Origin of the sequence: Hyphomicrobium sp. B1 (assembly GCF_049532635.1) — a bacterium.
Lineage (GTDB): Bacteria > Pseudomonadota > Alphaproteobacteria > Rhizobiales > Hyphomicrobiaceae > Hyphomicrobium_B.
Genome location: NZ_CP134871.1, coordinates 1,694,166 through 1,718,683, shown reverse-complemented (window position 1 = coordinate 1,718,683; position 24,518 = coordinate 1,694,166). Strand labels below are relative to the sequence as shown.

At 59.1% G+C, this 24,518-nt stretch carries 22 protein-coding genes; 13 read left to right on the top strand and 9 right to left on the bottom strand.

Annotated features, from left to right (window positions below):
* The first annotated feature begins 94 nt into the window (after positions 1-94).
* The 4 genes from RLW55_RS08320 to RLW55_RS08305 all read left to right on the top strand — a co-directional run bounded on the left by RLW55_RS08320 (position 95) and on the right by RLW55_RS08305 (position 5,839).
* Positions 95-1,678, top strand: a complete 1,584-nt coding sequence (locus RLW55_RS08320) for an amino acid permease (protein WP_409561105.1) — start codon at positions 95-97, stop codon at positions 1,676-1,678.
* Between the two features lie 92 nt (positions 1,679-1,770).
* Positions 1,771-3,150 (top strand): NAD(P)/FAD-dependent oxidoreductase, encoded by a 1,380-nt coding sequence (locus RLW55_RS08315; RefSeq protein WP_423416112.1) that lies wholly within the window; start codon positions 1,771-1,773, stop codon positions 3,148-3,150.
* Complete coding sequence (locus tag RLW55_RS08310) at positions 3,150-4,424, top strand: NAD(P)/FAD-dependent oxidoreductase (RefSeq protein WP_423416111.1); 1,275 nt, start codon at positions 3,150-3,152, stop codon at positions 4,422-4,424. Before RLW55_RS08315 ends, RLW55_RS08310 begins: the two co-directional genes overlap by 1 nt.
* Positions 4,415-5,839, top strand: coding sequence for an FGGY-family carbohydrate kinase (locus RLW55_RS08305; RefSeq protein WP_423416110.1), 1,425 nt, complete (start codon positions 4,415-4,417; stop codon positions 5,837-5,839). The genes RLW55_RS08310 and RLW55_RS08305 overlap by 10 nt, the downstream gene beginning before the upstream one ends.
* 76 nt (positions 5,840-5,915) lie before the next feature.
* Here the strand turns inward: RLW55_RS08305 and RLW55_RS08300 are convergent, their stop codons facing one another.
* The 3 genes from RLW55_RS08300 to RLW55_RS08290 form a co-directional block, all read right to left on the bottom strand.
* Positions 5,916-7,403: an amino acid permease gene (locus RLW55_RS08300; RefSeq protein WP_409561109.1), complete on the bottom strand. Its 1,488-nt coding sequence runs from the start codon at positions 7,401-7,403 to the stop codon at positions 5,916-5,918.
* A gap of 306 nt (positions 7,404-7,709) precedes the next feature.
* Entirely contained in the window at positions 7,710-8,324 is a 615-nt protein-coding gene (locus RLW55_RS08295) for a response regulator transcription factor (RefSeq protein ID WP_409561110.1), read from the bottom strand.
* Positions 8,321-9,955, bottom strand: coding sequence for an MASE1 domain-containing protein (locus RLW55_RS08290; protein WP_423416109.1), 1,635 nt, complete (start codon positions 9,953-9,955; stop codon positions 8,321-8,323). The genes RLW55_RS08295 and RLW55_RS08290 overlap by 4 nt, the downstream gene beginning before the upstream one ends.
* Before the next feature lie 568 nt (positions 9,956-10,523).
* Between RLW55_RS08290 and RLW55_RS08285 the strand changes: the two genes are divergently transcribed.
* The 5 genes from RLW55_RS08285 to RLW55_RS08265 all read left to right on the top strand — a co-directional run bounded on the left by RLW55_RS08285 (position 10,524) and on the right by RLW55_RS08265 (position 16,143).
* Positions 10,524-10,808, top strand: a complete 285-nt coding sequence (locus tag RLW55_RS08285; protein ID WP_409561112.1) for a hypothetical protein — start codon at positions 10,524-10,526, stop codon at positions 10,806-10,808.
* Positions 10,809-10,926: 118 nt separating this feature from the next.
* On the top strand, positions 10,927-12,294 hold the full coding sequence (locus RLW55_RS08280) for an NAD(P)/FAD-dependent oxidoreductase (RefSeq protein WP_423416108.1): 1,368 nt from the start codon (positions 10,927-10,929) through the stop codon (positions 12,292-12,294).
* Between the two features lie 65 nt (positions 12,295-12,359).
* Complete coding sequence (locus tag RLW55_RS08275) at positions 12,360-13,373, top strand: LLM class flavin-dependent oxidoreductase (RefSeq protein WP_409561114.1); 1,014 nt, start codon at positions 12,360-12,362, stop codon at positions 13,371-13,373.
* A 6-nt stretch (positions 13,374-13,379) separates the two neighbouring features.
* The gene (locus RLW55_RS08270) at positions 13,380-14,048 is read left to right on the top strand and encodes a sulfite oxidase-like oxidoreductase (protein WP_423416107.1); all 669 of its coding nucleotides are present in this window, start codon (positions 13,380-13,382) and stop codon (positions 14,046-14,048) included.
* A gap of 130 nt (positions 14,049-14,178) precedes the next feature.
* Complete coding sequence (locus RLW55_RS08265; protein ID WP_423416106.1) at positions 14,179-16,143, top strand: hypothetical protein; 1,965 nt, start codon at positions 14,179-14,181, stop codon at positions 16,141-16,143.
* A 31-nt stretch (positions 16,144-16,174) separates the two neighbouring features.
* Here RLW55_RS08265 and RLW55_RS08260 read toward each other — a convergent pair whose 3' ends face one another.
* Both RLW55_RS08260 and RLW55_RS08255 read right to left on the bottom strand, forming a co-directional pair.
* A complete protein-coding gene (locus tag RLW55_RS08260) occupies positions 16,175-17,548 on the bottom strand; it encodes an FAD-dependent oxidoreductase (protein ID WP_423416105.1) in 1,374 nt (457 codons plus the stop codon).
* 281 nt (positions 17,549-17,829) lie between these two features.
* Complete coding sequence (locus RLW55_RS08255) at positions 17,830-18,036, bottom strand: hypothetical protein (RefSeq protein WP_409561118.1); 207 nt, start codon at positions 18,034-18,036, stop codon at positions 17,830-17,832.
* A 713-nt stretch (positions 18,037-18,749) separates the two neighbouring features.
* On the opposite strand from RLW55_RS08255, the gene RLW55_RS08250 reads away from it, so the two are divergent.
* A complete protein-coding gene (locus RLW55_RS08250; protein ID WP_423416104.1) occupies positions 18,750-19,193 on the top strand; it encodes a hypothetical protein in 444 nt (147 codons plus the stop codon).
* 1,364 nt (positions 19,194-20,557) lie between these two features.
* Here the strand turns inward: RLW55_RS08250 and RLW55_RS08245 are convergent.
* Genes RLW55_RS08245 through RLW55_RS08230 form a run of 4 tightly spaced genes read right to left on the bottom strand, consistent with a single transcriptional unit; the run spans position 20,558 to position 23,235 of the window.
* Positions 20,558-21,478, bottom strand: a complete 921-nt coding sequence (locus tag RLW55_RS08245; RefSeq protein ID WP_423416103.1) for a PfkB family carbohydrate kinase — start codon at positions 21,476-21,478, stop codon at positions 20,558-20,560.
* A 30-nt stretch (positions 21,479-21,508) separates the two neighbouring features.
* Positions 21,509-21,865, bottom strand: a complete 357-nt coding sequence (locus RLW55_RS08240) for a chaperone modulator CbpM (RefSeq protein WP_414463992.1) — start codon at positions 21,863-21,865, stop codon at positions 21,509-21,511.
* Positions 21,866-21,868: 3 nt separating this feature from the next.
* The gene (locus tag RLW55_RS08235; RefSeq protein WP_423416102.1) at positions 21,869-22,816 is read right to left on the bottom strand and encodes a DnaJ C-terminal domain-containing protein; all 948 of its coding nucleotides are present in this window, start codon (positions 22,814-22,816) and stop codon (positions 21,869-21,871) included.
* A gap of 11 nt (positions 22,817-22,827) precedes the next feature.
* Complete coding sequence (locus tag RLW55_RS08230) at positions 22,828-23,235, bottom strand: NUDIX domain-containing protein (protein WP_423416101.1); 408 nt, start codon at positions 23,233-23,235, stop codon at positions 22,828-22,830.
* A gap of 30 nt (positions 23,236-23,265) precedes the next feature.
* On the opposite strand from RLW55_RS08230, the gene RLW55_RS08225 reads away from it, so the two are divergent.
* The 3 genes from RLW55_RS08225 (at position 23,266) to RLW55_RS08215 (ending at position 24,365) form a co-directional block, all read left to right on the top strand.
* Positions 23,266-23,736 carry an NUDIX domain-containing protein gene (locus RLW55_RS08225; protein WP_423416100.1) on the top strand — a complete coding sequence of 157 codons (471 nt, stop codon included), beginning with the start codon at positions 23,266-23,268 and terminating at the stop codon, positions 23,734-23,736.
* A gap of 216 nt (positions 23,737-23,952) precedes the next feature.
* The gene (locus RLW55_RS08220) at positions 23,953-24,168 is read left to right on the top strand and encodes a hypothetical protein (protein ID WP_013949628.1); all 216 of its coding nucleotides are present in this window, start codon (positions 23,953-23,955) and stop codon (positions 24,166-24,168) included.
* A gap of 32 nt (positions 24,169-24,200) precedes the next feature.
* On the top strand, positions 24,201-24,365 hold the full coding sequence (locus tag RLW55_RS08215) for a hypothetical protein (RefSeq protein ID WP_423416099.1): 165 nt from the start codon (positions 24,201-24,203) through the stop codon (positions 24,363-24,365).
* The last annotated feature ends 153 nt before the right edge of the window (positions 24,366-24,518 follow it).

The window sequence follows — 24,518 nt, the reverse complement described above, 5'->3', positions numbered from 1 at the left end:
CTATTCTGTCGGACCATACAAACAAATAAAGTGCCCGAATGGGCAAATTTTGGTTCGCATAGATCCCGATTCACTTCGCAACTGGGGGTTGAGCATGACTCACGACGAAGACACTAAGGTCCTGCACTCAATGGGCTACGCGCAAGAACTGTCGCGGCGTATGGGCGGGTTTTCGAACTTCGCTATCTCGTTTTCGATCATTTGTATCCTTGCGGGCGGTATCACGTCGTTTCCGCTCGCGATGGCAACGGGCGGTGCGTTCCAGGCGACGATCGGCTGGATCGTCGGCGGCTTGTTCGCGATGCTGGTTGCAGCATGTCTCGGCCAGATCGCTTCGGCCTATCCGACGGCAGGCGCGCTTTATCACTGGTCTTCGATTCTCGGCGGGCGCGGCTGGGGGTGGGCCACGGCTTGGATCAACCTGCTTGGTCTCATCTTCGTCGTGGCGTCTGTCGACGTCGGCGTTTGGCAGCTCTTCCGCGACCTCGTCGTAGCTGGCGTGTTCCATGTCGATGTGACGTCGTGGACTGCGTTGTCGACCGATCCGCTTCCTGCCGGAATGACGCTCGATCAGGTCAACGCCAATAATGCTCATGCCTACTACGTGCAGGTGGCGGCGGTGAGCGCCATCGTCATCGTGCAAGCGCTGGTGAACCACTTCGGCATCAAGCTAACGACCTTGCTGACCGACTTTTCGGGCTACCTCATCTTGGTGGTCGCGGTGGTGCTGACTGTCATGTTCTTCGTCTGGGGCGCGGGTAACTATTCGCACGCATTCACATTTACGAACAACACTGGCGACGCCGGTGGCGGATACGTTCCGGCGGCGCGGACGGCGATTATCGCATTCTTGGTCGGCTTGCTCTATCCGCTTTATACAATCACCGGCTTCGATGCTTCGGCACATACGTCAGAAGAAACCACTGACGCTCGACGTGCAGTGCCGCGCGGGATGATTCACTCGGTATTCTGGTCGCTGGTGTTCGGTTTCGTAATGGCCGTGTCATTTGTCGTGGCGAGCCCAGACCTTGCAACAACGGCGAAGGATGGCGCCGCAGCGTGGTTCAACCTCTTCAATAATCTTCCGGCTCCGACGCCGCTTAAGGACGTCATCGCAATCTGTATCGTGCTGGCGAACTTCATCTGCGCACTTGCCGGTCTCACCTCGACGTCACGCATGATCTACGCGTTTGCGCGTGACGGCGGCCTTCCCGGCTCAAGCTTGTGGAAGCGGGTCAGTCCACAATGGCGCACGCCCGTTCCGGCGATCTGGCTGGCTGCGATTTTGTCTATTGCGGCCACGCTCTACTCTCCGGCCTTTGCTGCACTCGCGGCCGGGTGCGCCCTCTTCCTTTATGTGTCGTACGCTATGCCGGTCGCCGCCGGTCTCTTCGCTGAAGGAAAGACGTGGACCGAGTTTGGGCCGTTTCGGCTCGGCGTGTTTTCGAAGCCAATGGCGGTTCTGGTCATAATCGGCACATTTATCCTGATGTACGCCGGTATCCAGCCTCCGTTCGACATCCTGATCAACTACGCGATCGGATTGATCGTACTGCTGGTCGTTCTGTGGTTCGGCCTCGAGTCGCGCCGCTTCAAGGGCCCGCCGATCGGTGCGGAAATCGCGAAGCGTCAGGCGGAGATTGCAGCCGCCGAGCGTGCTGTGGGCGAGTCGTCCTAATTACGTCACGACAACGGCCGTGGGCATGGCTTTGCCCACGGCTTTTCTATTTTCATTTCGGCGCGGACGCCGAAGCTTAGAGGACGAAGGTCATGTCGGTCGCAGACGTCGCCATCGTTGGTGCGGGCGCCGTAGGCTGTGCGATGGCGCGGCGGTTTACTCTCGAAGGCGCGCGCGTCATCCTTCTGGAGCGCGGTGCCGACCTGCTTTCCGGCGCCAGCAAGGGAAACAGCGCCATTCTACATACCGGCTTCGATGCGCCTCCGGGCAGCGTCGAGCTGAGTTGTATGCAAGCCGGCTATGCCGAATATCTCCAAATCCGTGATGATTTTAACCTGCCGCTGCTGGAGACGGGCGCGATGGTCGTCGCCTGGTCAGAGGCCGAGCGCGCGGCACTCGATGGCATCGAGGCACAAGCGAAGACAAACGGCGTCAATGACGTCCGCCGCCTGACGGCAGCAGAAATTCGAGCCCGCGAACCCGAACTTTCTCCGCGCGCACTCGAAGCGCTGCTGGTGCCGGGCGAGCATGTGATCGACCCCTGGTCGCCGTTTCTGGCGTATCTGAAACAGTCGGAAGCGCACGGCGCTGAAATCGTATTCGGAGCAGAGGTCGTTTCCGGCGCCTTCGATGGAACGACCTGGACGCTTCAGACCACGCGTGGCGCGCGCCGGGCTCGGACCGTAATCAATTGCGCGGGTCTTTACGGCGATCGGCTCGATGCCACGCTGCTCGGGATGGCGTCATTTCAGATCAAGCCGCGGAAAGGCCAATTCGTTGTCTTCGACAAGGCGGCGTCAAAGCTTTTGAAGACGATCATTCTCCCGGTTCCGTCGGAGCGGACCAAAGGCGTCGTGCTGACGCGGACCGTGTTCGGCAATGTGCTCGTCGGACCGACTGCGGAAGAACAGGACGACCGTGATCGCGCGACCGTCGAGGAGGAAGCGCTGCGTGGCCTGCTCGCCAAAGCCGAAGAGATGGTCCCCGCGTTGGCAACCGTCGACGTCACGGCGATTTATGCGGGCTTGCGTCCGGCGACCGAGGAAAAAGGCTATCGCATCAACGCGCGAGGTGATCGCAATTGGATCACGGTCGGCGGCATCCGCTCGACGGGGCTCACGGCATCGCTCGGCATCGCGCGGCATGTCTATGGTCTTTATAGCGATATGGGACATCAGCACGCCGCCATTATCGACCCCATAATGCCGCGCGTGCCCAATCTCGCCGAGCATCGGCCGAGGGATTGGCAGACCGCCGGATACGGCGAGATCGTCTGCCATTGCGAAATGGTGACGTTGCGCGAAATCGAAAAAGCCTTGTCAGGGTCGATCCCGGCAGGCGATTTCGGCGGCCTGCGGCGGCGCACGCGTTGCGGCATGGGACGTTGCCAGGGCTTTTACTGCAATGCGCAGCTCGCGCTTCTAACGGCGGGCTGTTTCGCATCGCCTCTCGCGGTCGGAGACGCAGGGTGATGTCGGCGCCATTCGGAGTTCGAAGCGCCGATGTTCTTATCATCGGCGCGGGTCCAGCTGGACTGTCCGCAGCGACACAGCTTCGCAAGCTCGGCGTCGCCCACGTCATGGTGGTAGAGCGCGAACCGATGGGCGGCGGCATTCCGCGCCACTGCGGCCACCCGCCGTTCGGCATTCGCGAATTCGGTTGGGTCATGACAGGACCTGCTTACGCGCGGCGGCTCGTCGATCGGGCGGTGAAATCCGGTGTCGAGCTTCAGCTTGGCTGCACGGTCGTCTCGATCGACCATGCCGACGATCTTGTCGTCACATGCGCCAGCAATCGCGGCCCGCTCACAGTCGTTGCGAAACGTGTCGTTATCGCTACGGGCGTTCGCGAACGGCCTCGCTCGGCGCGGCTGGTTTCCGGCGAACGGCCGATCGGCGTCATCAACACTGGCGCGCTGCAGGAATACGCCTATCTGCAGAAGCTCATTCCATTTCGACGCCCGTTGATCGTCGGGACGGAGCTCGTCTCTGTTTCTAGTCTGCTGACATGCCGTAACATCGGCGCGAAACCCGTGGCGATGATCGAGAGCCGGAACCAACCGACCGTGCGACCTATTTCCATGTGGCTGCCGAGGTTGCTCGGTGTTCCCGTTCGCTATGGAACACATCTCGTCGACATCAAGGGTCGGTCACGCGTGGAAGCCGTTACGCTGCTGTGCCCGGACGGGACGCATGAAGACATCGCATGTGACGGTGTGCTGTTTACGGGGTCGTTCAAGCCGGAAGCCTCGCTTGCCCGTTCTGTGGGTTTGGATATCGACGCGGGAACAGGTGGCCCTGTCATCGACCAATTCGCGCGCACGAGTGAGCCGCGCATCTTTGCGGCAGGGAATATATTGCATCCCGTCGAAACGGCCGGCTGGTCGTGGCGCGAGGGCCGGCGCGTCGGCGGCTTCATCGCCGATGATCTCAACGCCAGGCTGCCCGCGGCCGATCAAGCGATTCGCCTGAAACCGGGCCCTGGCATTCGGTATGTCGTGCCTCAACGGATCGTTCCCGGCGGCGAAGGCCTGTCGCATCTTCAGTTGCGTGCGGCGGATAGCGTTTCGGGATCGCTGGTCGCGATGGCCGACGGCCAGATCATCTGCAAGCAACCGTTGACCTCGTCGCCGGAGCGGCGAATCCTGGCGCCTATCTCGGCATTCGAGAATGCCAATTCCGACATCACCATCGGTGTCGAGGGAATGCAAGCCACTGACATTCGGAGCCGTTCCACATGCGAGTAGCCGCGATCGACCAAGGGACAACGTCGACGCGTGTGCTGGTCGCCGACACGGATGGGAGACTTGAGATTGCGTCCTCGGTGACGCATCAGCAATTCCATCCGCATCCCGGTTGGGTCGAGCACGATCCGGAGGAGCTGCTGACAAACATCCGGCGCTGTCTCGATGCGGCAGGCGAAGTCGATGCCATCGGGATCGACAATCAAGGCGAAAGCTGCCTTGCTTGGGATGCCGAAACCGGCGCAGCGCTATCACCCGTTATCGTCTGGCAGGACAATCGCACTGCCGATGCTGTCGGGCGCTTGAAAGATAAAGGCGCAGCGTCACTGACACTCTCGCGTGCGGGGTTGCCGCTCGACGCCTATTTTTCTGCATCGAAGCTTGCCTGGATCGTCGCCAATATTCCGGTGGCGAAGGATGCCCTGGCGGCAGGACGTTTGCGGCTCGGCACGACGGACGCATTTTTTCTCGATCGTCTCGCTGGAACTTTCGCGACCGACGTGACGACCGCATCGCGGACGTCATTGATGGACCTCGAAACCGGCAAGTGGGACACCGATCTTTGCGATCTGTTCGGTGTGCCGATCTCGGCGTTGCCGGAGATAAGACCGACGGTCGCAAATTTCGGCCGCATCAATGATGTGCCCGTCACTGCCTCAGTCGTTGATCAGCAGGCTGCACTTTTCGGTCACGGTTGCCGCGAGCCGGGAGATGCGAAGATCACATTCGGGACGGGGGCGTTTGCGCTGGCCGTGACGGGCGAAGAGATCGCTCATGCGCCTGAAAAGGGGCTACTGCCGACCGTCGCCTGGTCGATCAATGGGACAATGACCTATGCGATCGACGGCGGCGTTTACGACGCTGGTTCGGCGGTCGAGTGGGCGCGGCGTATCGGACTGATCGCAGACATCGAGAAGGATCTCGAATGGTTCGACGCCGAGCCCGCCATCGACCGTGACGTCGTGTTCGTTCCGGCGCTTTCAGGCCTTGCTTGCCCGCACTGGGACCGGACTGCGGCGTCGTTGTTTCTGGGCATGTCGGCGGCGACGACACAGGCAGACATGCAGCAGGCACTGCTCGAAGGTATCGCCTTGAGCGCTGCAGATGTCATCGCAGCCATGCACGCGCACGTCCCGATCGGCGGGTCTATTGCAATCGACGGCGGCCTAGCGCGCAGCCGGTACTTCGCACAATTCCTGGCCGACATGATTGGGCGCGAGGTTATCGTCGCGGATTTCGATGAGCGCACGGCGTTCGGAACGGCTAAGCTCGCGGCGCTCGGCGCCGGCATATCGCTGCCGAATGCCAAGAGCACCGCTCAAAGCTTCCATCCCCGAGTTGCCGATAGCTCGGCGACGCGGCGGCGTTTTCATGACGCAGTTGCGCGCTGCAAGGGTTGGCGTGATCTCGGCGAATAATTTTCTGCCGGTTCCAATAGAAAATCGCGCCGCTCGATCCCGAGCGGCGCGACGCGTTTCTGCCCGTTGATGCCGATTAGTGCGTCTTATATTCGGCCGTACCTTTGGAAAGCGCGAACTCTTCCTCAGGTGAGAGGATGAGCTTGTGGCGGCCGATTACAGCGAAGTAGAGAATACCGACCGCGAACCAGGCGATGACGCCGTAGATGCCCTGCTGATAGGTGCTGTCGCCAAGCTGGTACCACAGCGTAACGGCGGCGATGATAATCGTCAGAACGGCACCGGGAATACCGAGCGGACTGCGATAGGGACGCTCGATGTCGGGCATCTTGATGCGCAGCAGTATGAACGAAATCGCCTGCAGCATGTAGGAGCACATGGCGCCGAACACCGCCATGTTGAGCAGCGTCGTGCCGATCTGATCCTTGTTGATGAAGTAGATGATCGTCATCAAGATCAGGCCGACGGCCGAACCCGTAAGCATCGCGACATAGGGCGTCTTGAGCTTGTGCCCCGTGATCGAAAGGGCCGTCGGGAAGTAGCCCGCGCGGCTCAACGAATAGACCTGCCGGCCCATGGCGTAGAGAATGGTGTGGAAGCTCGCGATCAGACCGGTCAATGCGATGATGCCGAGCAGCACGACGGCGCCGCTGCCGTAGATCGCACGGAAGCCATCGAGCAAAGGTTCGCCCGACGTCGACAGCTTGAAAGCGCCGACGCCGATGACCGACGGGTTCAGCAGCACGATCATGAAGGCCGAGACGATCAGCGTACACATGCCAAGGATGATGCCCTTCGGCATGTCGCGCTTCGGATCGACCGATTCCTCAGCCGCGAGCGGAAGCTGTTCGATGGCGAGGAACAACCAGACCGCAAACGGCAAAGTTTTCAGAACGCCTTCCCAACCATAGGGGAACATCGGGCCGTTGCCGTTCGGAAGCTCCGTGCCGTCAGGCGCGATGTTGAGCGCCCAGCGGTTGAAGTCCATGTTCGGAATGGCGCTGATCCAGAACACGACCAGGATCGCGAGCGAGAGCAGCGTGACGATCAGGGTCACGCGGAACGACAGCGCGACGCCGAAGATGTTGAGTGCGAGGAAGACGACAAACGTCGCTATCCATAAAAGTGGCTCTGGCTGAGCACCTATCCCCGCGGTTTCAAGGATTCCGTTCAGATAGGAGCCGATGAAGTAGCAGACGACCGTCGGCGTGACCACGTATTCGACGTTTTCGCAAAGGCCGGTGATGAAGCCGCCCCATGGACCCATCGACGAGCGGGCGAAGGAGTAGGCGGCGCCCGTGTGCGGCAGCGCCGGGCTCATTTCGGCGATGGAAAACACGAGGCCGAGGTACATGACGGCGATGATGCCGCCAGCGACCAGCATGCCGCCCCAGCCACCGGTGCCGAAGCCGAAGTTCCAGCCGGAGAAGTGTCCCGAGATCACCGCGCCGACGCCGAGCGCCCACAGTGACCAGATGCCCGCATATCGCTGAAGGCCGCGGGCCTTGAAGTATTCGTCACCTACGCGTTCGTAGCTGACGCCTGACGCACTCTGATCGTCCATGATTGTCTCCCCACATGAAGCTGCCGACCAGGCGCGGAAGAGAGCCGAATTTTGGATGAAACTCCCCGCGAGGGTGATGGAGCGCCACGAGGATGCGGAACTTGCCGGCTTGCGCCGTCAATGCTCAAACGCATGCGCGTCCTCTGCATGCCACCCCCTGCGCCAGATCAGCGTTCGAAACTGAACACCGAAGCAATTGCAGCTTTGCACCAGAGTCCTGGGAGCGATAGCAGGGAGAGGATACCAGAGTACAATTACTCTATCGGCACAGAAAAAGGGGCTGGCCGTTCGCATAAGTCAGCGATTTCAATGATCCTGTAAATGGGTGCCGTCGAGCCAAGTTGCAAGTCTGACGAGTTCGGCGAGGTTGCGTGTGCGCATTCTTTCCATCACCCACGCTCGGTAGTTTTCGACGGTGCGGGTGCTTAAGCCGAGCTTCAGCGCAATCTCCTTGTTGGAGAGCCCGAGAACAAGGTGGTCCATGACTTGCTTCTGTCGCGGTGAAAGCTCGGCAACGCGATTTTGAAATTCGGCGCGCATGTCGGCATCAACCTTTTTGCGCGCGCCGACATCGACAGCATGGCGGATGCTGGCGACGATCCGTTCGTCCGAGAACGGCTTTTCGATGAAATCGAGCGCCCCGTTCTTGACCGCCGTCACGGCCATAGAAATATCGCCGTGACCGGTGATGAGAATGACGGGCAGACTCGGATAGCGCTGCGCGATCTCGTGATGCAGTTCGATCCCCGTCATGTTGGGCAAGCGCACGTCGGAGACGACGCAGCCGATGTCGCCCTCATCAGCCTCCGACATGAAGGCCTCGGCGGACTGGTAGGAACAGACGTCAAGCCCCGCGCCTTGAAGGAGCTGACCCAACGAATCCAGAACGGCAAAATCATCGTCGATAATAGCGATCTTCATGTCGTCGTGCTCTTTGCCTCCTTGCCGACTTTCGGCAGCGTGAAAGATACGCGTGCGCCTGCTGTGTTCCCGCCGAGCTTCAACCGTCCGCCGTGCGACTGAATGATCGAACGGCTCAGCGACAATCCAAGCCCCATGCCGTCGGGCTTGGTCGTGGTGAAGGGTGAGATGGGGCGTTCCAATAAAACTGGCTCGAAACCTGGGCCATTGTCGATGACGGAAATGACGATGAAGACCTGTCCGTCGTCGGCGACTTCTATCTGGATTTTACCATCTGCAATGCACGAGGCCATGATTGCCTCGGATGCGTTCTTGACGAGATTCGTGACGACCTGTTCGATCTGCAGGCGATCCACACAAACGTTCGGCAAATCGCGCGGGACGATCGTATCTAACGTGATACCGTGCTCTTCCAGGTCTGCGCGGCAAACCGATTCCGCTCGTCGGACGAGATCGGGCACCGAGACAACTTCGAAGCGCGAACTGCCCGCACCAATGAAATCGCGAAGCCAGCGGATGACAGCAGCTGCGCGATCGACCTGCTCAATAATTTGTTCGGTCGTGCGGACGGCGGCGGCCTGATCGACGACATCACGTTTCAGGTTCTGACGACCCACGCGCGCGTAATTGCCGATGGCGGCCAAGGGTTGATTGATTTCATGTGCGATTGCCGCCGCCAGCGCACCCAGTGCTCCGACGCGAGACGCACGGCCAAGGGCTTCGCGATGCAGCCACAGCTCACGCTGGGTGTTGCGCTGCTCGGTGACGAGCGCGCCGACGATTAGTCCCGTCAAAGCCAATGCGAGCAACATTGTCTGCAGCGCTGTGATGCTCACGCCGCTGTGTCCGGTAAGCTGGATCGCGGTAATCAGCAGCACTTGCGTCACAACCAGTGCGCCCGTTACCGCCTCCAATCCAAAACGCACGGCAATCCAAATGACCGGGAGAAACAAGAGATAGAAAAGCTGAGACGGATTGCTCGTCGCAGTTCCGAAAATCAGGAAGAGCGCACCGACCATGACTGCAAACGGCAGTAAAAGCTCAGCCGAATGCGGGAGGATCGTGCGGCCTGCAAAGAGAAACAGCAGAAATGGCGTCATCACGGTGATGCCGATCATGTCGCCGACCCACCAGCCGAGAATTCCTCGTCCGATCTGATCGACGCTGATGATCGACATCATCGCGAGGAGTGTCACGCAGACTGTAGCGGCCACCGCCGCCGCAACCGCAGCCGTCCCCAGCAGCCAAATCAGATCCTGCCTTAATTGAAGCGCACCTGAAAATGGGCCGTTCTCGCGTGTCAGAAACCAAGCGGCGGCCGAATAGGTGCCTCCAATGATGAGGACCACTGAGACTTCGGCGCCGAGCGGCAGAGGAAATTGGCGCAAGAGACCATCTGCCACTAAAGGCGCAAGGAACAGCCAGGGGATGAACGAACGGCCGAATATCAGCACCAACGCGATGCTGACGCCTGTCGTCGGATTCCAGGGCGTTATCCCGAACGCGCTCAGGGGATCGACGAAGCTCAACCAGTCCAGTGCGACGTATGCTGCAAGATATGCGGCGCCCAGCGCGACATACCGTGGCGGCGGCATGCCGATGACCGTATCTCGCGTCAACGCCTGAAGCATTCCGCGCACCCTTTGGGAGCGACCCCATGCCGGCCCCCGTAGAGTTACTCTAGTTCGATCGCCAGCGATTCACTACTCGCGCACTTGCCCAGAATTGCATCATCCTGCCGACTACGGTGTCGTTATGGCCCATGGAGCCGTGCACCGACGAGCCACGGATGTGCGGCAAGCCATGCCCGGATCACGTATTTTTCGTGGTCGCCACAAAGGTTCGTGATCCGGTTTATCTTTTCCTCGCGAGGCCGCGATGCGTTCAAGCGTCAAAAGCGATGGACAAAAATCGCCGCTTCGGCGGCGTCCCGTGAGCCTCTCGGATTATCTCGACGCCGATAACGGCGATAGCGCCGCCGAGTTTCAACGGCTTACGGCCTCCGACCACCAGCCAGACACAATTCACCGAGATGGCCAGCACACCGGAGAAACGTCGTCTGATTCAGCGACATCGAACGGCAACGAGGCCGATTCCGCACGACGCCGAGGACCACACACAAGGGAGACGTGAAACGCACAGCCGGGCGCCGGTGGTTAGCCGGGCTATCGGCATTAAATCCTTTATGGGGAGGACGTAATGTCATCGGCGGGATCGAAACGCATCCGGCACCTCGAGTATTTTTTATTGCATGATGCCAAACCGACAGGGCCATCCGTCGGCATTTACGCCAACAGCGATATTCCTGCCTCCGTCGCCGACGATTTCGGCCGGCGCTATACTTTTGCGGGCGTGGCACCGAGACGGACGAACGGAGATTTTGATCTCGATGCTCTTGGAGCCGGAGAATTCATTCTGAAGCCGGGGCTCGTCTATCGGATGGAGCATTTGCCGCAATCGTGGTTCGAGGCGATTTTCAAATAGCCTAAGCGCCTACGCTTGACGACGGAACCGCAGCCGGGGGGGATGGGCGCTATGGCGCTCGTGCAAAAAGCCAGGAAGCAGGATAAAGACGGCGCCTCGCTCTCAAATGAGGACGCTCGTGACACGGTCTATCGATGCTTTTTCGTCGGCCTTTCCTTCAGCCGAGGCGCTGGCGAAAGGAAAAGTTCGCTCATCACAAACGCTGATCTTCCGACCGTATTGGTGGGATGCGCTGCCGGCGGAAGATAACGGCGGCGAAAAGCCTGTTCCGGAAAAATGCGATGTGGCAATCGTCGGGTCCGGCTTCACAGGATTGTCGGCGGCGCTGACTTTGGCGCGCGCCGGGCGGGACGTCGTGATTTTCGAGCGGGGACGAACCGGATTTGGCGCCAGCACCCGCAACGGTGGTCAAATCGGCAGCGGCAACCAGAAATTCCGCGTCAAGACGCTCATCGCATTGCGGGGACGGCGAAAGGCCGAGGACATGCTGCGCGAGGGCACGCGTATGCTCGACCATATCGCGTCGCTGATCGAGAGTGAGAAAATCGACTGTTATTTTCGCCGCTGCGGCCGCTTTCGCGCGGCCATCCGACCTGAGCACTATGATGCGATGGCTGCCGACATGCAGGATCTCAAGGCGATCGCGAGCGTCGAAAGTTTCATGGTGCCACGATCAGAGCAAGCGTCGGAAATCGGCTCCGATATTTTTTATGGCGGTGCGGTCTTGCCGAACGACGCGTCGCTGCATCCCGGGCTCTACCATGCCGGTTTGGCGGCGCGGACGGCCGAGGCTGGCGGCAGGATTTTAGATCAGACGGCGGTCGCCCATATCGAGCCGGTATCGGGCGGTTTTCGCGTGCGAACGCCTCGCGGCGAGACGATTGCCCGAAACGTTGTTGTTGCGAGCAACGGCTATACCGAGGGTTTCGTGCCAGAACTTGGGCGACGGATCGTTCCCGTCGGCTCTGGCATTATCGCAACCGGTGAGATTCCGCAGCAGCTTTACGACCGCCTGCTGCCGAAGAACCGGGTCTACGGCAACAGCAATCGCGTCTTCTATTACTTTCGCGGAGCGCCGGACGCGCGGCGCATTATCTGGGGTGGACGCGTAGGGCGGTTCGCGTCGAATACCTCGCCGTCAGCGTTCGGGCATCTGGCGCGCGACATGCTGCGTGTCTTTCCGGACCTCAAAGACGTGCCGATCACGCATGCCTGGGATGGCAAGATCGGCTACACCTACGACGAGATCCCCCACATCGGCCGGACTCCGAAGGGCATCCATTATGCGCTCGGGTACTGCGGTACGGGCGTTTCGCGCGCGACCTATTTCGGCAATAGGATTGCGTTGCAGATGCTCGAAAAGCCGGAGGGGCGCACGGCCTTCGACGATTTGGCTTTTCCGCCGTTTCCGGCGCATCCGATTGCCCGGCGAGCGGTGCCGTTCGTTGAGGCATGGTATCGCATCCGCGACACTATTAATTTCTAGCAATCGCCCCGGATTGGCATTCTTGCAGGCGCGAACCTACATCATGCGTCAGCCCGGAGGACGTCATGACGGCCATTTCCATTCTCGATCTCGTTCGCGTTACGGAAAACACGGATGCGCGCGTTGCGCTTGATAACGCCCGCGATCTTGCCGCTCATGCTGAAAAATGGGGTTATCGCCGGTTCTGGGTGGCGGAACACCACAATATGCCGGGCATTGCGAGTGCAGCAACGTCGGTGGTGATCGGTCACATCGCGGCTGGCTCGAAGACCATTCGCGTTGGCGCGGGCGGCATCATGCTTCCGAACCACGCGCCGCTGATTATCGCCGAACAGTTTGGAACGCTGGCGCGGCTGTTTCCGGGCCGAATCGATCTTGGGCTGGGCCGAGCTCCCGGCACCGACCCGCTCACCGTCCGAGCCTTGAGGCGACAGCCTGCGGCCGCCGATACGTTCCCACAAGACGTTGTAGAACTGCAATCCTACTTCGCGCCGGCGCAGGCGGGACAGCGAATCCAAGCGGTGCCAGCGGCAGGAACGAACGTGCCGCTGTGGATCTTGGGTTCCAGCACGTATGGCGCCTATCTTGCGGCCGAGCTTGGCCTGCCCTACGCGTTCGCCTCGCACTTCGCGCCGGAACAATTGCTGTCCGCGCTTGAAATTTATCGCTCGCACTTCAAGCCGTCTCAGCAGCTCGACCGCCCGTATGCGATGGTCGGCGTCAATGTCGTTGCAGCGGAGACCGACCGCGAAGCTAAGCGTCTCGCGACGACACAGCAAATGTCATTCGCCAATCTGGCCCGCGGTGCGCGGCAGCTTAGCCAGCCCCCCATCGACGACATCGAGACCTACTGGTCACCACGCGAAAAGGCGCAAGCGACGTCTATGCTCGCACGCTCTGTCGTCGGCTCACCCGAGACCGTTCGTGCTGGCCTTAAGGCGCTCATTGACGAAACGGCGGCCGACGAGCTTATGATTGTCTCCGACATCTACGATCACGCGTTGCGGCTACGTTCGTTCGAGATCATCGCCGATACGCAGAATGCCGACGCGCGGCGCCAATTGTGCCCGGAGACCTGAGCCTCGATGAGCGATGACAGCAACGACCTGCCGGAAGCCAATAAGCTGACGCGGACGAAACAGAAATGGGCGCGCGAAGGACGCTTCCTGACAGGAAAGACCTCTCGGCCCAATTCGGAGAGGTTACCTCCAGGCCAGCATCTTGTCCGCGACTGGCCGGTGCTTGACCTCGGGCAACAGCCGGAGATCGCGCTCGATCAGTGGCGGTTGATCATCGACGGCGCCGTCGAACATCCGACGACACTCGACTGGGCACAGTTTCAGCGCGAACCAAGCAGCGTCAAGACGTCGGACATCCATTGCGTCACGACCTGGTCGCGCTACGACAACCGCTGGACCGGTGTTTCGACACATGACCTGCTGGATCTCGTGATGCCGACGCCTGAGGCGCAATTCGTCATCCTGCATAGCTATGACAGGTACACGACAAACATTACGCTCGCGGATTTCGCGTCCGAGGATGCCATCGTCGCGCATAGCTGGGAGGGCAAGCCGTTGACGCGTGAGCATGGCGGACCGGTTCGCCTCGTGGTCCCGCACCTCTATTTCTGGAAAAGCGCGAAGTGGCTGAAACGCATTGAATTTGTTGCGAGCGATGCGCGGGGATTTTGGGAAGTGAACGGCTATCACAATCGAGCCGATCCGTGGAAAGAACAGCGTTACTCGGACGATTGACCGGTTAATTCGGCAAACTCCGCATTTTTATCATCAGTCGGCGGCAAAGAATTCCGGCTCTGCCATCGTTTGGGCAAGGCTCTCGCGGTAGTGTTCCAAATCTAGGGAGCACAAAACGGGGGTTAGTCGCTTGTTTCCCCAATACCGATTGCGCCGAATTGCGCCTGCGATAATCCTCGCGGCAGTGGCGATCTCCGCTACCGCCTCGCCGTCTGTCGCCCACGCCAAGGATGCCTTTTCTGCCTGTGACGCGGAGGCGGGGCTCGCGGTTCTCGCGTCGCCGATCTCCCCCTGGACGGGCATGCCGCTGCGGATCATCTTCACGGCCGAGAAGCCGCTTGATGGAGTGCTTTCCCTCACCTCTCCCGACGGCAAGGTTGCAGTCACGTCCAAGGAGCGGCACGGCGGCCCGCCCTACTTCTGGTATGCGGATGTGCAATCGCCGTCGGCCGGCACCTGGACCGCTTCTCTGACGCGCGATGGCGCGAGCGCAGAATGTGCAACCGTAAAACGAGCGTTCGCCGTGGCGAAGACGGCCGGCGCTCCGCCACGCGCGACATCAAAGAGCGTATGGCCGATCCGCGGCGCGTGGACCCGCGAGACCGAAAACCTCTATTCCGCCTGGATCGAAAAGCTCTTCGACGATCCGATCGACGCCCAGCCATCGTGGCCTGCGTTGCACCAAGTCTTGCGCGATCCGACGCGCAACATGCTCTTCAACGCCATGGGGCTCGGTGAAGACAGCAAGAAACTCATCATGAAGCCGGACTGCGCGGACCTTCCGTATTTTCTGCGCGCGTACTTCGCCTTCAAGACCGGGTTGCCGTTCGGCTATTCCAAATGTACGCGCGGCGGTGGCGGGAAAGCGCCACGCTGCCCGCAGTGGTTCAACATTCAGAAAGAAGACAGTCCGCAAGCGGAGGCGAAGCAAAAGCCTATCCAGAGCGCGAGCAATTCACTTTTCGGCGTGTTTGACTCCGCGTCCGTTTCTGAGTCGGCGCAGCGAAGTTCATCCCGGCCTCAGGCGCTTCTGCCGGGCTTTGGATATTACATCCGCACTGTCGTCGCCAACGCCGTCCATTCCGGTTCTGGGCGAACCGCTGCAGCAGACAACAACACTGATTATTATCCCGTACCTTTGACGGCCGAGACGCTGCGACCGGGGACGATTTATGCCGACCCTTATGGCCACGTTCTCGTGCTCGTTAAACGCGTTGCGCAGACGAACGATTCGGCGGGTGTCTTCCTTGCCGTCGACGGTCAGCCGGACGGAACGGTGGCCCGGAAGCGCTTCTGGCGCGGTAATTTCCTGTTCGCCCAAGATCCTTCGCTCGGCAGTCCGGGCTTCAAGCGCTTTCGGCCGATCGTCGCCGACAATAATGGTACGCTGAGGCGATTGACGAACGCCGAAATCACGAAAAGTCCCGATTACGGCGATTTCTCCCTCGAGCAATCGAAGCTCGGCGTCGAAGATTTCTATGATCGCATGGACGACGTGATGTCGCCCGAGCCGCTCGATCCGGAGCGCGCCATGAAAGAAACGATCACCGCCCTCGAAGAACAGGTGAAGACGCGCGTTACGTCTGTCGAAAACGGACGAAAATATCAGAACAGCGGCGGCGCCGACGTCGCTATTCCGTCGGGACCGTCGATATTCGAAACGACAGGCGCGTGGGAAGACTTTGCGACGCCATCGCGCGACTTGCGATTGTTGATCGCAATCGACGTTGTTCGCGGTTTTCCGGATCGCGTCGCTCGGCGTGCCGATCGTTATGCGATGCCGAAGGGCGAAAGCATCGCCGACGTGAAATCCGCGCTCAACCAAACTCTCACGACAGAAATCGCGTCGCGGAAATTCTCTTACACTCGGAGTGATGGCTCGCAATGGACGCTGACACTCAAAGACGTCCTGGACCGTTCGAAAGGACTGGAAATGGCCTACAACGTCAACGACTGCGTCGAGATTCGCTGGGGCGCTGACCCCAAGAGCGATGAAGCCTCCACGTGCAAGCGGCGCGCTTCGTCCGCTCAGCAAGCAAAAATGGAGGACTATCGCTCGTGGTTCCGCGACCGGCGCCGACCTGTGCGCCAGTAAGCGCAATCGTAGGCGGCAACTGCCGAACCGTTTAGCGCGCGGGTACACGTGTAAAAAGCGGGCCTAGACCTTCCGCCATTGTCGGATGCGCGATGATGGCGTCGCGCAAAGCTGTATATGGCAGACCGGCGAGCATCGCCGTCTGTACGACGGCCATCACTTCTCCTGCCTCCGGGCCGACCATCGCAAAGCCGACGATGCGATCGTCATCACCCACTAGAGCTTTCATGAATCCGCGCGTCTCGGAAATTGTGCGAGACCTCAAAACGCCAGCCATTGGCAGCTTTGCGATGCGCACATTGATCCCCTTGGCTTTTGCCTGTTTCTCGCTGAGCCCTACGCGGCCAAGCTGAGGGTCGGTAAACATGCAATAGGGAACGAGGCGATCCTTTTTGCTGCGCGATCCGCCAGCCAAATTATCGCGAATGATGCGGAAATCGTCGAACGACACGTGCGTGAATTGCTGGCTGCCCGCGCATTCGCCGATCGCCCACGTATCCGGCGCGGTCGTTTCGAGCCGATCGTTGACGACAATGTAACCGCGTGCGTCGAGTTCTACGCCCGCGCTATCGAGACCGATGGCATTCGTATTCGGCGTGCGCCCGGCGGCCACCAGCAGATCGGTACCTTCGAAGCGGCCGCCGGATGTCATCACGATAACGTTTGTGCCGGAGCGGCCCTCGACGTTTGTAATCGTGACACCCGTCTCGATGGCGATACCTTCGGCGCGAAGTGCATCGGCGATCTCGGCAGCGACGTCAGGGTCTTCCTGAGCTGCAATCTGCGGGCTCGCTTCGAGAATGGTGACCTGCGAGCCGAAGCGACGAAAACTCTGCGCGAGTTCCAGACCGACATAGCCGCCGCCAAATACGATCAGATGCCTCGGCAAATATTCAAGCTCGAGCAGTTCGATGTTCGTCATCGGCTTTGCCGCAACGAGACCCGGAATGTTCGGAATAGAAGCGTGCGTGCCAATATTGATGACCAACTTATCGCCGCTGAACGTGGCGTTGCCGCCGTCGTTGAGCTTAACCTCAACTGTTCTTGGCGCGACGACGCGAGCTTCTCCCATGATGAGTTCCGCGCCGCTGTCCTTATAAAATTCGAGATGCATCTTGATGAGGCCATCGACCATTTCTCTCTTGCGCGCCACGACTTTTCTCATGTCGGTCGCGACTGCGCCGGTGATCGACCCGAATGCTTCAGCGTGATGCGTGAGATCGGCGACCTTGGCGCTCCAGATCTCGTTCTTGCTCGGGAGGCAATTCGTGTTGGGGCAAGAGCCGCCAATAAGTTTGCGCTCGATGACGGCGACTTTCTTGCCAGATCGGCCCAGATGCCAGGCGAGAAATTTTCCGCCTTCGCCGCTTCCGATGATAAGGACATCATATGAATTCGAAGACATCGGTTCTTCCTCCCGCGTGCACGTTGGGGCGCGTGTTTAGCCAGATTTTATGCAAGCGCAATCGGAGATTTGCATCGAACCGCTTTGCGAGTTCAATTCGCCGCATAAAAAATACGACGTTTGTCACGCCGCTTTAGATGTCCGGTCTGCAGACACGTACAAAGCACGATTTGTAGGGAAGATAAGACGCATACTGTTTTGTCCTGACGGACGCTCTCGCCACAAACCAAAAACGCGCCGTTTTCGGCGCGCTTTTCCGTGGTGCGCGTATCAACCGCCGATTAATCATTATACGGCGCACAGTACATATCGTAATTCGTATCCGCACCGTGCCAGCGGCAGAATTCAGCCGGTGTTTCCGTCTGCATCTCGGTTTGAGCACGTTCCATCGCTCGACTGTGTGTGGGAGTGCTTAAGCGAGCCGCCAAGGCGCCCGTTGCGCCGGTTGCGAGCAGGATCGCCGAGAGGGCCATTACAGACTTTCTCATTTTTCTTCTCCTTATCTTGTCTTCACCTCCGCTCCCGTGAGCGGCTTGTCTTGAAGAGCTGATAAGAGAATGGGCGCCGCCAAGTTATCATTCCAACGCGATGTTTGATTGGTTCCTATCGCTTCAATCGATCGATGGATGTGCGGCCGAACGATACAAAAGAATCTCAGTACCGACACTCTGCTGAGTGGGCGTGCCCGCGGGAAGAACAAATGAAAAAGGGCGCCCCTTGCGGACGCCCTTCTTTCAATTTGACGATTGTGGTCGGCGTTATTTCGTTATCGCGCACGCCACGCTGGTGGAGGCGCCGGTAGACTTGAAGTCACCGCTGCAGTGAGGCGCGGCAAATGCCGAAGCGCTGGCCGACACCAAAATTAGCGCGCTGAGAGCTACGAGTTTCATCACTTATCTCCATGAGCCCGCTTGGCGAAATGCGCGAAAGCAGGCTGCTCCATCGAAGGAGCGATTAGATATGAAGAACGCGGAGCGAAACCATTATCTGAAAGTATGATCTGGCGGCAGGACGTTTTGGCGCTTCCGCCGTTGAAATGCGCTGGAAACCGGTGAATTTCCGATCAATCGCGCTCGTGCCTTGACCAGCACGCAAAGCAGGACGTCACTATTTCCATAGCTGGTAAACGATCGGCTCCAGCGAAAAAAGGGCGCCGCGGGGCGCCCATTCTTCGCGTGTTTAACGCTCGACTTATTACTTCGTGACGTCGCAAGCAGCGCCAGCGGTCTTGAAGTTACCGGTGCAGGCCGGGGCAGCGAACGCGCCAGAGACGCCAGAAACCAGCAACATCGTAGCAAGGACAGCGATCTTCATTGTCATTCTCCATTCATCTAGTTTGCACCGGCGGCAGCCCTGGTTTTCAGGGCGGCGCTTATTGAAAGCCGCACAAGGTAGATACGCTCTCTCACCCGAAAAACATTTCATCTCTAAGTATGTTTTCGTGGCCTATCGGTTTACGTCTTTGGCGCTCGAACCATCAAAAACACGCGCATTTTCTGGTGTTTCGCGCGGCATGAAAACATGTCGTGATTTAAACGCAGAGCTGTCACACATCATTTCGATATCTCGCAAAATTCTTCAGCTTGCGTTTTCCAAAAAAAGGGTGCCGCAAGGCACCCCATTCTTCGAACTTTTTTACGATTGATTTATTTTACTTCGTGACGTCGCAAGCGGCGCCAGCGGTCTTGAAGTTACCGGTGCAGGCCGGGGCAGCGAACGCGCCCGAAACGCCAGAGACCAGCAGCATCGTAGCAAGGACAGCGATCTTCATTGTCATTCTCCATTCATCTCGTTTGCACCGGCGGCAGCCCTGGTTTTCAGGGCGGCGCTTAATGAAAGCCGCCTGCACTACATACGCTCTTCGACCCACAAAACATTTCATCTCTAGGTATGAGGAGATGGCCAATCCGTTTGTGGGCAAGACATTCGTTACATCGAAAAATGCCCGTATTTCCTGGCGTTTCGAGCGTTTTGAAAATGTGTCGTGATTGAAACGCAGTTCTGGGTGACGTCATTTCGATGCCTTGCCCACAAAATCCGCTGCTCGTTTTTCGGCACAAAAAAAGGGCGCCGCGAGGCGCCCCATTCTTCGAACTTTTTTACGATTGATTTATTACTTCGTGACGTCGCAAGCAGCGCCAGCAGTCTTGAAGTTGCCCGTGCAGGCAGGAGCAGCGAATGCGCCAGAGACGCCAGAAACCAGCAACATCGTAGCAAGGACAGCGATCTTCATTGTCATTCTCCATTCATCTCTTTGCGCCGGCAGCCCCCGTTTGTGTGGGCGGCGCTTGTTGAAAGCCGCACCACAAAGATAGGCGCCTGTCGTGGCCGGCCCCATTATCTGTGGGTATGATCAAACCGATGAAATCGGGAACGAGCCGCGATGCGAACTTCGAACAGCGCCCATTTATGGGCCTCTGCGTTCGGTTAACCGGCTAAACCTAAGTTTAGGCACACGCAAAAATTTCCCGCCAGAGATGACAGGATGCGCGTGAGGAGGTGCGCCGGATAGAGCTATCGGCGCACATTTCTTCGTGTGGTTCTGCTTCCGGCGAAGGCTATTCGCTGCGACTTGTAAGCTTGCTGTTATTGCGATGGTGGCGGCTGGAATAGAAAAGCAGCAGCCCCGTTCCAACGGCTCCCAAAATGAGGAGCCCTTCAAGGGCGAAGATCATGGTGTAAGCAGAATCGGGCATTGCACATCCTCTTATTTGTTATTGTTCAATGAGACCCCGATATTCGCCGGAATGCCAGTACCGCCTGCAGCAAATACACGTCTGATCTGCATCTGGGTTCGCGCCGCACAAAATGGAGCAGCTGGCCCGCCATGCGGGTCGATGCCAATTCGACCAGTCCGTACACGGCATTAAGGGAGCGTGCTGTCTCAAGGATTGATCGACAGCCGATCAGGATTTCTTTGCGCTGCACCTACGGCGGTGCAGCAGAAAACGCGGATTTTCTCAAAACGGCCCGGTTTGAAGGAAGAAATCTCTCGATTGCTCGCGACGTTCAATTTCTCTGCCGTGGTCGCTGCGAAAGAAAGCTTTCCACTTCATCATACGTCGGAAGAGCGGCGCGGGCCCCGAGACCCGTACAGCTCAATGCGGCTACGGCCGAAGCGATCCGGGCGCAGTCGGCGTCCGTCTCGTTCCGCGCGACGCACCAGGCAAACGCTCCGTGGAAGGCATCGCCCGCGCCCGTCGTATCGACTACGTCGACCGCATAGGCGGGTTGCCGGCCATGCTCTCCGCTCTGCGATGCCCAGAGATACCCGCGTTCGCCGCTCGTTACGCCAGCGTGGCGAATGCCCGATCGGATCAGCCGTGCCAAGCGGTCCTCGTCGCTGCCGCCATGGGTGAACTGCTTAAATGCGGGGGCCGAGAAGATCGCGTAATCGGCCAAGCCGATGACCTTGTCGAGCAGTGGACCGCCGTTCAAGTCGATATCGAGCACGGTCGGCACGCCGCGATCACGCGCGGCCTGGAACAGCGCCAGCGTGCCTTCAAGCCACGTCAAATCGCTGAGGACCACATGTGCCGTCTCGACATGCGAGACCGGCAACCAATCGGCGGCGAGCGGAAATTCATGATCGTCCTCGCTGATGACGAGGCGCTCGCCACGCTTGTCGACGATCACCGCGGCCGTCGCCGACGAAACGCCTTCGAAGGCACGAACGTGGCTTATCCCGACGCCGGCAGTTCTAAGCTGATGCCGGATAATTCCCCCGGCCGCGTCATCGCCGATCCGCGCCCACAGCGATACCTCTCCACCGAGACGCGCGATCGTGGCGGCAGCATTCGCAGCCATGCCGCCCCCGCTCGCGACATGATCGGTCGCCCGCAGTTTCGTTGCCGTCTTCGGAAATGCGTCTATTCGGTAGACGTAGTCGAGCGCCGCGTGTCCGACGGCAATGATGTGTTTGCCGGCCATGTGCATCACTCACTGTGTATGGAAGCAGGTCTACCGGGTATCGTCGCTCGAACGGTCGACGAGCGAGGAGTGCGCGCTCGTCAAGACATGGAGACGGGCTTTGAGCCGATCAATCTCATTCAAGAGGTCGAAGACTACGGCGATGCCAGCCGGGTTGACGCCGAGATCACGGTCGAAGCGTTTGGCTTTCGCCAACTGCACGACGCTGACGCTCGAAAAGCGCCATTCGGAGACGCTGGCGCCGCGTGCCTCGATGATGCCATGCTCAACGAGCTCGACGACCCAGGCGGCTTCGACTTTGCAGATGCCGGTCAGCTCTTCGAGCGAATAGATGGGTTCGGTGCCGATTTCTTCTGCCGATACCGCGCCGGTGCTTTTCTCTATCATCGCTTAAACTCCAAGACCTGCACGCGGATCGAACGCCAATTCCTTCGCCATTTCTTCATAGATCTTGCGGGCCTTTTCATCCGTCGCCGGAGGCCAGACGATCTTGAGTACCGCGTACAAATCGCCCGGTTCCTTGGCGGGAATGCCGCGTCCGCGGATGCGAAGCTCGCGGCCGTTGGCCGAACCCGCGGGCACCTTCAGCATAATGGCGCCGGACGGCGTCGGCATCTTGACGCTCGCGCCGAGCGCGGCTTCCCAAGGTGCCACGGGAAGCTCAAGATATAAGTCTTTGCCGACGACACGATAAAGCGCGTCAGCCTTGAAGCGGACTTCGAGATAAAGGTCTCCCGCCGGCGCGTCGCCCATGCCCGGAGAACCTTGCCCCTTGAGGCGAATGCTCTGGCCTTCGGTCACGCCCTTCGGGATCTGCACGGTGAGGTTTTTATCGCGAACCAGGACGTGTCCGCTGTCATCCATCTCCGGCATGCGCAGCGTGATTGTCCGCGTGGCGCCTTCCAGCGCATCACGCAAATCAATGACGATCGACGCGTGGTGATCCTCGCCGCGCATATTGAAAGTGGTGCGCGTGCGGCCGCCTCGCGATGCTCTGTCGCCGCGCGCCGCCGCGCCGAAGATGCTGCTGAAGAAATCGCTGAAATCTGCGCCTTCGGGTGCGCCGGAATATTCGAAACCGGCATCCCAATTCGGCGGCGGTCTGAATTCCTGCCCCGCCTTCCAGTCCTTACCAAGCTGATCGTATGCGGCGCGCTTTTCAGGATCGCCGAGCGCTTCATAGGCTTCGCCGATTTCCTTGAACTTCGCCTCAGCGCCCGCTTCCTTGTTGATGTCGGGATGGAACTTGCGCGCGAGTTGACGATAAGCCTTCTTGATGTCGTCCTGTGTTGCGCCGCGCTCGACGCCGAGAATCTTGTAGTAGTCCTTGAATTCCATTGGCTCTCACATCATCGGATAAGGTTCAGCGCGTCAGTGATAATCTTTCGATGGTCGAAGGCGATTTCAATGCCGTCGAAATTCTTGATCCAGGCCACGGCCTCGGCGTCGTCTCCGGCTTTGGCTTCTTGGTTTTCTGCACGAACGAGAAAGGCGATGGAACAGGTGTGGCCGCGGGGGTCGCGGTCCGGTTTGGAATAGACGCCGACCAAACTCAGCGTCTTGGCGTTGATGCTCGTTTCTTCCATCAACTCGCGCTTGGCTGCGTCCTCCACAGTCTCTCCGATTTCGACGAAACCTCCCGGCAAAGCGTATTCTCCCTTGAAGGGCGGATTTTTCCGGCGAACCATAAGCACACCGCGGGCGGGATCGACAACGACACAATCGACGGTGAGCAGAGGTGTTTTCGGAGGCGACATGACAATTCCATTTACGTCGAAAGAGCCCACGTGAAAACGCCGGAGAGCGCAGGACTGCTTTTATATCGCCGCCAGCAAGACCTCGAAGTCCTTCTTGCACATCCGGGCGGTCCCTACTGGCGGAACAAGGACGACGGCGCCTGGACCGTTCCAAAAGGTGAAATTCACGGCGAAGAAGATCCATACGCGACGGCGTTCCGGGAATTCGAAGAAGAGACCGGATTGCGTCCCCACGGCAAGACACTTTCGCTCGGCTCGCTGCGGCAGAGCGGCGGCAAGCTGGTTTACGTCTGGGCCGTGGAAAATGACTGGGATCCGGCATTCCTTGTTAGCAATCAATTCAGCATCGAATGGCCGCCGCGCTCGGGGCGGACCGCGACGTTTCCGGAGATTGATCGCGCGAATTGGTTCGATCTCGCGACCGCGCGCCGAAAAATTCTCAAGAGCCAAATGGATTTTCTTAACCGATTGGAAGCCGCACTCGATGCCGGAGCGGCCTGACGCCGATCAGGCCCGCGCGCGGAATCGGACGTTGAAACAGCGTTAATGCTCCAATACGAGCCGATGCTAACGGCATATTAAGCAGAACAACAGCCAGCGCTTTGAAACTCCGCAATTTTTAGGAATTCAGGCTCATACCCTTGGATACGCGCCGGCACCCAAAAAGCGAAAACGCAGGGACGGCGAACACATTTCTCAATCGGGGTTGAGTGCGTCATGAGTAACGAGTTTTCGAACATCAAACCTGCCGAGATCTATGCGGATCTTTCGGCGGACGACATTGCCGAGATGATGGCAGAGGCCGCTGCGGTCGATGCCCTGTTCCAGTCAGGGCACGCGTCGACGACGTATCTGAGCAGCCTTTCAGCTGCCGCCTTCGCGGTCGCCAAATGCGAAGAGGAAGTTCCGGAAGCGCCGGCGACGGCGGCTTAATCGGCCAATATCCGAAAGTTCGCGAAAAGAACATGAGCGGGTCAACGAGTGGCCCGCTCATTCAGTATGTGCCGGACATCGATTTTAAAGCGATGATGTCGTTCGGCAAAGACCAGGTTGGATCGTCGGACGAGCAGTCGGCGATGCCGTATCGTTTTTGCTCTGTGGCGCAGCGTTTTCGTGCTTCGCCATTCTGACAAGCTCGGAAATACGGACGCATGAAAGCTTCTGGTCCGTGAGAACCAATTTAAGATCGAGCTTGTAGATACGTAATTATCGGATTGGACAGGTCGCAAAACAAAGCCGGAGCCTCACGGTGTGAAGCCCCGGCTGGGATCGTCTCAAAGATC

Bases quoted from the DNA above. Each gene is read 5' to 3' on its own strand.
- RLW55_RS08320 (WP_409561105.1), top strand. From the start codon at position 95: ATGACTCACGACGAAGACACTAAGGTCCTGCACTCAATGGGCTACGCG.
- RLW55_RS08315 (WP_423416112.1), top strand. From the start codon at position 1,771: ATGTCGGTCGCAGACGTCGCCATCGTTGGTGCGGGCGCCGTAGGCTGT.
- RLW55_RS08310 (WP_423416111.1), top strand. From the start codon at position 3,150: ATGTCGGCGCCATTCGGAGTTCGAAGCGCCGATGTTCTTATCATCGGC.
- RLW55_RS08305 (WP_423416110.1), top strand. From the start codon at position 4,415: ATGCGAGTAGCCGCGATCGACCAAGGGACAACGTCGACGCGTGTGCTG.
- RLW55_RS08300 (WP_409561109.1), bottom strand. From the start codon at position 7,403: ATGGACGATCAGAGTGCGTCAGGCGTCAGCTACGAACGCGTAGGTGAC.
- RLW55_RS08295 (WP_409561110.1), bottom strand. From the start codon at position 8,324: ATGAAGATCGCTATTATCGACGATGATTTTGCCGTTCTGGATTCGTTG.
- RLW55_RS08290 (WP_423416109.1), bottom strand. From the start codon at position 9,955: ATGCTTCAGGCGTTGACGCGAGATACGGTCATCGGCATGCCGCCGCCA.
- RLW55_RS08285 (WP_409561112.1), top strand. From the start codon at position 10,524: ATGTCATCGGCGGGATCGAAACGCATCCGGCACCTCGAGTATTTTTTA.
- RLW55_RS08275 (WP_409561114.1), top strand. From the start codon at position 12,360: ATGACGGCCATTTCCATTCTCGATCTCGTTCGCGTTACGGAAAACACG.
- RLW55_RS08270 (WP_423416107.1), top strand. From the start codon at position 13,380: ATGAGCGATGACAGCAACGACCTGCCGGAAGCCAATAAGCTGACGCGG.
- RLW55_RS08260 (WP_423416105.1), bottom strand. From the start codon at position 17,548: ATGTCTTCGAATTCATATGATGTCCTTATCATCGGAAGCGGCGAAGGC.
- RLW55_RS08255 (WP_409561118.1), bottom strand. From the start codon at position 18,036: ATGAGAAAGTCTGTAATGGCCCTCTCGGCGATCCTGCTCGCAACCGGC.
- RLW55_RS08245 (WP_423416103.1), bottom strand. From the start codon at position 21,478: ATGGCCGGCAAACACATCATTGCCGTCGGACACGCGGCGCTCGACTAC.
- RLW55_RS08240 (WP_414463992.1), bottom strand. From the start codon at position 21,865: ATGATAGAGAAAAGCACCGGCGCGGTATCGGCAGAAGAAATCGGCACC.
- RLW55_RS08235 (WP_423416102.1), bottom strand. From the start codon at position 22,816: ATGGAATTCAAGGACTACTACAAGATTCTCGGCGTCGAGCGCGGCGCA.
- RLW55_RS08230 (WP_423416101.1), bottom strand. From the start codon at position 23,235: ATGTCGCCTCCGAAAACACCTCTGCTCACCGTCGATTGTGTCGTTGTC.
- RLW55_RS08220 (WP_013949628.1), top strand. From the start codon at position 23,953: ATGAGTAACGAGTTTTCGAACATCAAACCTGCCGAGATCTATGCGGAT.
- RLW55_RS08215 (WP_423416099.1), top strand. From the start codon at position 24,201: ATGAGCGGGTCAACGAGTGGCCCGCTCATTCAGTATGTGCCGGACATC.